This window comes from Bacteroides sp. 41_26, assembly GCF_949740115.1.
GTDB classification, from domain to species: Bacteria; Bacteroidota; Bacteroidia; order Bacteroidales; family Bacteroidaceae; genus Bacteroides; species Bacteroides nordii.
The window spans coordinates 67512-76145 of sequence record NZ_CATJGZ010000063.1; the positions used below are offsets into that span (position 1 = coordinate 67512).

Sequence of the window (8634 nt, forward strand, 5' to 3'; positions counted from 1 at the left end):
TATGAGAATAAAAACATTCCTAATTATGGTATTATCTCTGTTATCACTAACCGCTTATGCGCAGTATGGTGGTATCAAGGGTAAGGTCGTTTCCCGTACTACACGTGCGGCTATTGACGGTGTAAAGGTCACCTTGACACCGGGAGACGTGACGACAAAGACCGATGCTACAGGTAATTTTGAGATTGAAAATTTAGCAAAAGGTGAATACTCTCTTACCTTTGAAGCTGCAGAGTTCGAATCACTCACCATCGCTGTTCGTGTAGACAAGATGATAAGAGATATCAATAATGTGGTGATGGTTCCTGATAACGTTACTCCGATGATGGATGATGCCATCTTTACAGAGTTCGATACCGAAACACTTGAAGATGCACAATCATTGCCTTCGTCATTGTCTGCATCAAAAGATGTCTTCAACAACATTGCATCTTATAAATTCAGTGAAATGCGATTCAACGTCCGTGGTTATGACTCTCAATATTCAGACGTTTACATGAACGGAATTCAGCTCAATGATGCAATGACAGGATATACTCCATGGTCATTGTGGAGCGGTCTGAATGACGCAACACGTAACCAGGAGATAACTTCCGGACTGAATATGGGGGATATGGGAATCGGTGGTATTGCCGGTACAACTAATATCAATACCCGCCCTTCACAGATGCGTAAAGGCTTGCGCGCAAGTGTAGTAAATGGTAACTCCATGTACCGTTTTCGCGGAATGGTGACCTATTCATCCGGTCAACAGGACAATGGCTGGTCCTATGCCTTCTCCGTATCAACCCGTCAGGGAGGTAATTCTTATGTAGACGGTGTTTACTATAACGCTTTCGGATACTTTGCTTCTATTGAGAAACAATTTAATCCTCAGCATCGTCTTGGATTAACCATCTTAGGTGCTCCTACAGAACGTGGAGCACAACAAGCATCCACTCAGGAAGCCTATGACTTGGTAGGAAACAATTACTACAACCCAAACTGGGGATGGCAGGATGGTAAACGCCGCAATGCACGCGTACGTAATTATCACGAACCCATTGCAATGCTTAATTACACATTTGATATTAATGATCGTTCGCAATTAAACGTTGCCAGTTCACTGCGATTTGGCCAGAATGGTTATTCTGCATTAACCTGGTACGGCGGTCCGGACCCACGCCCCGACTACTACCGTTATCTGCCAAGCTTTTATAATGGTACGGAAATAGGTGCATGGCTCGATGAAGCATGGCGTGCCAATACAGACAATATCCGTCACATCAATTGGGACCAATTGTATGACATCAACCGCAACCAGCCGGAAAATTCATTGTATGGTTCCGGACGTCGTGCCATCAACATGATTGAAGAACGCCATACCGATCAGTTGGACTGGAATTTCTACACACAGTTTTCCCACATTCTCCGTAATAGCTCTAAAATTAATGGGGGAGTGAACTTACGCCGTAACCGTACCGAATATTACAGCGAAGTAAAAGATTTGTTAGGCGGTGATTACTGGGTAGATGTGGATAAGTTTGCAGAACGCGACATGGGTGGTCTCAATCCTATTCCTTATCAGAACGATATGGACTACTATGAGAAATATGGGCATGCACGCGCAGCAAAAGAAGGTGATAAATACAGTTATGACTATTACGGAAACAACCTCACCGCACGCGCCTGGGCAATGTATGAAACGAACTTCAAAGGCCTTGGTATAAATCTTGGCGGTGAAATCGGGCATTCTACTTTGTGGCGTCATGGTTTATGGAAAAAAGGATTGTTCCCAAATGATTCACAGGGTGACTCTAAAAAGCTGAACTATCTGACTTATAAGCTGAAAGCCAACTTCAATTATAAATTTTCGGCAGCTCACTCCATTGAGGCCAGCATTATTTATATGCAGGATGCTCCGGCATTCCAGTCGGCATTCGTATCTCCCCGTACACGTAATTCAGTTACTCCGGGTATCTCGGCAGAAAAAGTATTTGGTGTAGATGCATCTTACAACTTCCGTTGGGGTGATTTTAAAGCACGCGTATCAGGCTATTATACCAAATTCATGGATCAGTCGAAGGTTATTTCCTACTATGACGATGTAGAATCTACTTTCTCCAACTTTGCCATGAGCGGTATTGATAAGCAGCACTTTGGTCTGGAAGTTGCCGCATCCATACCTCTGTATGCCGGATTGGCTCTGAACGGTGCTATAAGCTGGGGACAGTTTACTTACGACTCTAACCCCGATTATGTACAGATTCAGGATAACAGTGGAGAAATTAAAAATGAAGGTAAAGTTTACTGGAAAAATTTCCGTGTAGAAAGTACCCCTCAGACAGCAATGAATATTGGTTTGTCTTATCGTAGCCGTAATAATATTTATGCTTCCGTTGATATGAACTACTATAATAATATGTATCTGTCTATGAGTCCTCTCTACCGTACAGACGCTGTATTATCACGTAACATGTCAGCAGAAGATATCCGTGAGTTGCGCCATCAGGAGAAATTCAATTCAGCTTGTGTATTCAATGCAAGTGTAGGTAAGAACTGGTACATTAACCGTGCGTACACACTTGGATTCAGCCTGGAAGTAAAGAATCTGCTCAACAACCAAGATATTAAGACCGGTGGATACGAACAGATTCGTTTGCTCAAGAACAAAGATGAGAACTATCAGACTTATCAACCGTTCGACTCGAAATATTTCTATATGTTCGGTACGACCTATTATATGAATATTTATTTCCGCTTCTAAATGACGTAACGAATAAAAAATGAAAGCTATGAACAAAATAGTAAAAATATGTATGATTGCAGCAGTCGTGTTGAGTTTCACTGGCTGCTACAATGACTTTGACGATCCTGCTCCTGCAAAAGTATGGACGAAAGAGGATTTTTCTAATGAGAAGATTATTTCTATCAAGGATTTCAAACAACTGTTCTATGATGTATATGGTAGTGGTGAAACAAGTCTGGCCAAAACGCTTGAAATAACAGAAGATTATGTAATACATGGAAAAGTAATCTCAAGTGATCAGGCTGGTAACGTTTACAAATCAGTATATATTTACGATGAAGAATCCGAATCGGCCATCGAACTCAAACTGATGGTTAGTAACTATGTGTTCTATCATCCGGGACAAGAGATTTTTGTAAAAACCAAAGGATTGGCCATTGGTAGTTATCGCTATATGTTAAGCGTAGGAGGAATGCCTACTGCTACTGACATTGCCAAGGGTTATGCAAACCGTAACCTGGAAACACAGCTTCTGGTCAACGCACACATTTTCCCAGGAGCCTTGGGAGAATTAACTGCTGCAGACACACTGGTGGTTAATGCAACCAATTACAAAAAAGAACTTACGGATGATGCTTTAGGACGTTTAGTACGTTTTGAAGGTTTGGAGTATAAAGCCGGCACTTTTGATGGTGATACATATCCTCAGTTTCTGGAGGTTACCTATCCGGGAGGACAAACAGAGGCTGTTTATACCAATAAATTCTATGAGAGTGAAGGCTTGACACCCACTTATGCTTATAGCTACAATAATCAACGTTATTACGGTTCATCCTGGTTCTCTTTTGGAGGAACTTCGACCTCATCGGGTAACTACATTGTACGCGTAAGCGGTTATGCCAACTTCGCACTTCAACCGTTACCCCAAAATGGTCAAAAAGGGGATATCACAGCAATCTATACAAAATATTCAGCCAAAAAGGGTAATTACATTAAATATCAGTTATTGGTTAATAGTATGAATGATATTAAATTTTGAATCGAACTCACCACAGAGTAACACCGAGTTCCACAGAGTACTATTTATCTGATTTACAATAAAAAACTCGACAAAACTCTGTGTGACTCTGTGGTGAAACCTATTCAAAGCCATCATAAAAAGAGTCCGGATGATGTTAAAAGCTTCATCCGGACTTTCTTATTATAAAAAGATCAATCGGTTACAAGAAATAGAATATTAATAATACCACCGCATTTACCGCTATCACACAACCGAATCCTCCCAATATCCAGGGACGCAGCTTACTCCCTTTCCCGGCAAAGAACAATGCGTAGCACATATTAACCATAATATTGCTCACAATAGCCTGCATACTACAAGCTGTGATCACCAACGCAGCGACAGTACCTGTACTTTGCAATAAGTTCAGAATAAAAGGAGTAATATCACTAAAACCCGAAACAAACGACAGAAGGTTTAACCCTCCCGTGCCTGCATAAATCAACGTATAGTGCGTAAGAACGGTAAACACAACAAACAGCACAGCGAAAATCAATGCTACTTTAAACTCCAGCGGATTGCTACCGTCTTCATCCTCATCCACATTTTCAGTGACATCTGTTTTCTTCCTTCGCGAATGAATAAACCATGCAACAGCTGCCGCAGTCAATGCCATGATAAGGAGATAAGGATAAATATCCAGAAATATCTCACGACTGAAAATAGAGATCAGTATCATAAACCGCAAAAACATCATACTAACTGCCAGCAACATAGCAGCAACATATTCTGTTGCCTGACCGGAATGTATATTACGACTTTTACGCGCTAAAACAGAGATAGTGGCAGTACTACTATAAAGCCCCCCTACAATGCCGGAAACCAACACACCGGACTCACGAAACACATAACGTTTCAGCAAATAAGACAGATATGAAATGCCGGAAACGACCACAGTAGCCAGCCATATGGAATAAGGAGTCAGGTTGATATCCGGGATAATATTCTCATCAGGCAACATGGGCAAAATGATACCACTAATAGCCAGAAACTTGGCAAGGGTAATCATTTCATCGTTCTTCATACGCTGGGCGAATTCGGTGAAAGTATGCTTCAATTCCGTCAGTAATAATACGGTAACAACAACCATAACATAAAACCACGAAGGCTGCGTATCGACTATCGGAGCAATGCAATAAGTGATCAAAGCAATTATGATGGTGGTCACACCAAATACGTGGAACTGAGATTGCTTAACATAGTAATTCAAACCAAGCAAGATACCCAGTATCAAACCTCCTCCCATAAACAAACGCATATCTGCCTTATCAAGAATGTAGAGTAAATATCCCAATATACCAATAAAGGTAAAGGTACGGTCAGTACCGAAAAGAGTCGTCTCTCCTTCTCGTTTCAGACTGATTTTACGTTGGGAAAGACCGATAAGAAGAGAAAACAAAGTCACCAGAATAAAAGTGACCAGTTCACGCGGAAGATAGTTATATAATTGCTCCATACAGTGTCCTTTTAATAATAAGAACAAATATACAGATTATTTTGTTAGCGTTACCAGGTTGTGTATGGTTTCTTCATCAACTGTGAATTATAGTAACGAACATCTCCTGTTACTTCCTGTCCGATAAAAGAAGGTTTCACAAAAGCCTCATCTTCAGCATTGAGTTCCACCTCTGCAACAATAAGTCCTTCGTTTTCACCATAAAACTCATCGACTTCAAAAATATGTTCACCACTACGAACCAAATAGCGGGTTTTATCAATTACCCCCGGTTCACAAAGTTTCATTAGTTCTTCTGCCTCATGCAAAGACAGCTCTTTCTCCCATTCATAGCGGCTGGTTCCGGATTCATTAGAGGCTCCCTTGATAGTGAGATACCCTCTACCGTTACGAATTCGTACACGCACCGTCCGTCCACGGGCACTGCTTATATACCCCTGTACAATACGACTTTGCTCAAAAGCCTGTGATTTAAAATCTCCGATAACGAGAAACTTACGTTCTATCTCCTGTGCCATGCTGCAAAGATAGAAATAAAAGTTATAAGGTGATAGAGTTATAGGGTGATAAAGTGATAGAACGGTAAGGTGGTAAGGTTATAATTGTATCTAAAAGTTATTTGTCAAAATCGCAACTATCTTTTCGGTATTTTCCAATTTAAAATGGTAACAAAAGTCAGAGATATTCTTTTTTTTAGATAAAATACTGGTTTTCAACCATTAAATCATTTATACTTTGTTGATAAAACATGCACTTTATACTGTCAGAAAATAGTATTTTAAGGGTGAGTTAAATACGTACTTATTATACACAAAAACACGTACTTTAAACAGACAAGAGTACGTACTTCTCTAAAACCGCGTCATAAATTCGATAACTAATTTATCTTGCTCCGAATCTTTAGGAATGCCACCCTTTTTATAAAAATACTTTTCATAATTCAACCGGATATCGGCAACGAAAGCCTTGGAAAAGCTAAAAGTAAGCCCACCGGTAAGACGCTTACGGGCATAATCCGTAATGGGAAGACGACGGGTTGTTTCGTCCATTCCAAGTCCGTTACTATGATCATTCATCATATCATAGCGTACGAGAAACGACATTTTATGAAAGAATTTGTGCAATGGCAGATCATAGTTTACAAAACTATTAACAGCATGTACATCATCAAAAGAACTGTGACCATACTTCTTATATAGATATTCGGCTTCAATGTGAAATTTGTCTGTTTCATAATAGATACCGATATCATACATGTTGATACGTATAGCCTCCGGTTTAATCATTTGTGTACTTAAAGTGAGATTCCAGCCTTTAGCAAACCATAATTGTCCTTTTAGGGAGTAGTTCAACGTCTTCTGCCACTCTTTTTGATTAGTAAGTCCCGAACCATTGAATAAACCTCCTTCAAGGATAAAAGGCAATGCAGCATTTTTTCGGGTATAGGCCAACGTAGCACCTACGTCACGCACATCTCCCACCTGCTTGGCAATAAAAGAACGATTTGCAAAATACTGTTGATGAGGAGAGCGATGGGCATCAATTGTAAAGGGAACACGCATCTGTCCGATTGTAAAATCAAGGTGTTTCACCGGAAAAATACGGGTATAGGCATCTAACATGCGGATAGTACCCTGATCTGATAAGTCAATTTCTGCTTTGTAAGCAACAATAGGAAGTACATTGCCCGTAAGGCTGAAACGTGCATTACGCACCTGGAAACGGCTTTCATTTGTAACTGTCTGATACTCATACTTAGCACGAACAGTACCATGGATGGCTGGCAAATAGTCATGCAGTTCCATTTTTTCTTTATTCAGCTTCTTGCCATCCACAACTTCTTCATTCACTTGTCCAAAAGCCATCATAGCAAGTAATAAACCAGCTATGGCTGTAGTCAGTTTCCTCATTCCGGTCAAAATCTTTATTTTGCCGCAAAGATACCTGCATAGATGTACATCGTTATGACAAATGAGCTACAAAGCTGTTACAAAAAAGAATTCATCACAAATTATGCAGAAAACCATCTACATAATCTGTGATGAATAAAATCATCCTAAGAAAGAAAATCCAATTAACATGGCCAATGCCAGAATAACGAGTCCTACTGAAATTATCTTAATAACCCGTTTGGCTTGTTCTTCTTCCTTTTTTGTGTGTGTTACTTTTTTCTTATTCTTACCCATATGTTTTTAGCTTTAAAGTTCAACGCTAACAAAGCTAAGAATAATTATTCAATCCAACGAAGGATAAGGAAATTAATTTTGTTCTTCCGATGAAAACTCCATCAAATAGGCTTTGATGAAATCCTCAATCTTCCCATCCATCACACCATTTACGTCAGAAGTCTGATAATTAGTACGATGATCCTTCACACGCCGATCATCAAACACATAACTCCGTATCTGTGATCCCCATTCAATCTTCTTCTTTCCGGCTTCTACCTTCGCTTGCTCAGCCATGCGATGCTGCAACTCTTTATCATACAAGATAGAACGTAACTGACGCATCGCATTCTCTTTATTTTTAGGCTGGTCACGTGTTTCGGTGTTTTCGATAAGAATTTCTTCTTCCTCACCAGTATAAGGATCTTTAAACTGGTAACGTAGACGAACTCCCGATTCTACTTTGTTCACATTCTGACCACCGGCTCCACCCGAACGGAAAGTATCCCATGAAATACGTGCCTGCTCGATGTTAACCTCAATGCTATCATCCACAAGCGGAGTAACAAAAACGGAAGCAAACGAAGTCATACGCTTCCCCTGGGCATTGTATGGCGAAACACGCACCAGGCGATGTACTCCATTTTCACCTTTCAGATAACCGTAAGAATAATCACCTTCTATCTGAATTGTACAAGTTTTAATACCTGCCTCATCGCCTTCCTGCAAGGTAGAAATTGTTGCTTTATATCCATTCGTTTCGGCATAGCGCAGATACATACGCATCAGCATAGATGCCCAGTCCTGACTCTCTGTACCACCCGCTCCGGAATTTATTTTCAAAACACAGCTCATCTGATCGGCTTCGCCACGGAGCATATTTCTCAATTCCAGGTTCTCTACAGCTTCCAGTGCTTTGGCATAACCCTCATCCACTTCTGCTTCGGTAACAAGTTCGTCTTTATAAAAATCGAAAGCCAGTTCCAGCTCATCGCTCAGTGTCTTGACTGTATTATAGTCTGCAATCCACTTCTGCAAGTCCTTCACCTTCTTCATTTGTGCTTCGGCACGTTTCTGATCATCCCAGAAACCCGGAGCTTGTGTTCTTAATTGTTCTTCTTCGACCTGAATTTTCTTCCCGTCGATGTCAAAGATACCTCCTCAGCGCATCAGTGCGCTCTTTCACGTCTTTAAGTTGTTCAATAGTAATCATTTGATTTACAAT

At 40.5% G+C, this 8634-nt stretch carries 7 protein-coding genes; 2 read left to right on the top strand and 5 right to left on the bottom strand.

Features of this window, described 5'->3' with window-relative positions; genetic code table 11:
• Position 1 precedes the first annotated feature (1 nt).
• Positions 2–2746 (top strand): carboxypeptidase regulatory-like domain-containing protein, encoded by a 2745-nt coding sequence (locus QX565_RS07895; RefSeq protein WP_195348727.1) that lies wholly within the window; start codon positions 2–4, stop codon positions 2744–2746.
• 28 nt (positions 2747–2774) lie between these two features.
• Positions 2775–3767 (top strand): DUF5689 domain-containing protein, encoded by a 993-nt coding sequence (locus tag QX565_RS07900; protein WP_025867088.1) that lies wholly within the window; start codon positions 2775–2777, stop codon positions 3765–3767.
• Between the two features lie 181 nt (positions 3768–3948).
• Here QX565_RS07900 and QX565_RS07905 read toward each other — a convergent pair whose 3' ends face one another.
• The 5 genes from QX565_RS07905 to prfB all read right to left on the bottom strand — a co-directional run bounded on the left by QX565_RS07905 (position 3949) and on the right by prfB (position 8622).
• Positions 3949–5244, bottom strand: a complete 1296-nt coding sequence (locus QX565_RS07905; RefSeq protein ID WP_025867089.1) for an MgtC/SapB family protein — start codon at positions 5242–5244, stop codon at positions 3949–3951.
• Positions 5245–5294: 50 nt separating this feature from the next.
• Positions 5295–5762: a CYTH domain-containing protein gene (locus tag QX565_RS07910; RefSeq protein WP_025867090.1), complete on the bottom strand. Its 468-nt coding sequence runs from the start codon at positions 5760–5762 to the stop codon at positions 5295–5297.
• A 333-nt stretch (positions 5763–6095) separates the two neighbouring features.
• Positions 6096–7154, bottom strand: a complete 1059-nt coding sequence (locus tag QX565_RS07915) for a porin (RefSeq protein WP_122201094.1) — start codon at positions 7152–7154, stop codon at positions 6096–6098.
• Positions 7155–7295: 141 nt separating this feature from the next.
• On the bottom strand, positions 7296–7430 hold the full coding sequence (locus QX565_RS07920; RefSeq protein WP_002558839.1) for a hypothetical protein: 135 nt from the start codon (positions 7428–7430) through the stop codon (positions 7296–7298).
• 72 nt (positions 7431–7502) lie between these two features.
• Positions 7503–8622 (bottom strand): peptide chain release factor 2 gene (gene prfB, locus QX565_RS07925; protein WP_122201095.1). Its coding sequence is split into 2 segments (ribosomal slippage): positions 7503–8558 and positions 8560–8622, totalling 1119 coding nucleotides; the frame shifts between segments, so codons are not numbered across the junction.
• Positions 8623–8634: the final 12 nt, after the last annotated feature.

Excerpts from the sequence above, each read along its gene's own strand:
- QX565_RS07910 (WP_025867090.1), bottom strand. The coding sequence starts at position 5,762 with ATGGCACAGGAGATAGAACGTAAGTTTCTCGTTATCGGAGATTTTAAA.
- QX565_RS07895 (WP_195348727.1), top strand. The coding sequence starts at position 2 with ATGAGAATAAAAACATTCCTAATTATGGTATTATCTCTGTTATCACTA.
- QX565_RS07905 (WP_025867089.1), bottom strand. The coding sequence starts at position 5,244 with ATGGAGCAATTATATAACTATCTTCCGCGTGAACTGGTCACTTTTATT.
- QX565_RS07900 (WP_025867088.1), top strand. The coding sequence starts at position 2,775 with ATGAACAAAATAGTAAAAATATGTATGATTGCAGCAGTCGTGTTGAGT.
- QX565_RS07920 (WP_002558839.1), bottom strand. The coding sequence starts at position 7,430 with ATGGGTAAGAATAAGAAAAAAGTAACACACACAAAAAAGGAAGAAGAA.
- QX565_RS07915 (WP_122201094.1), bottom strand. The coding sequence starts at position 7,154 with ATGAGGAAACTGACTACAGCCATAGCTGGTTTATTACTTGCTATGATG.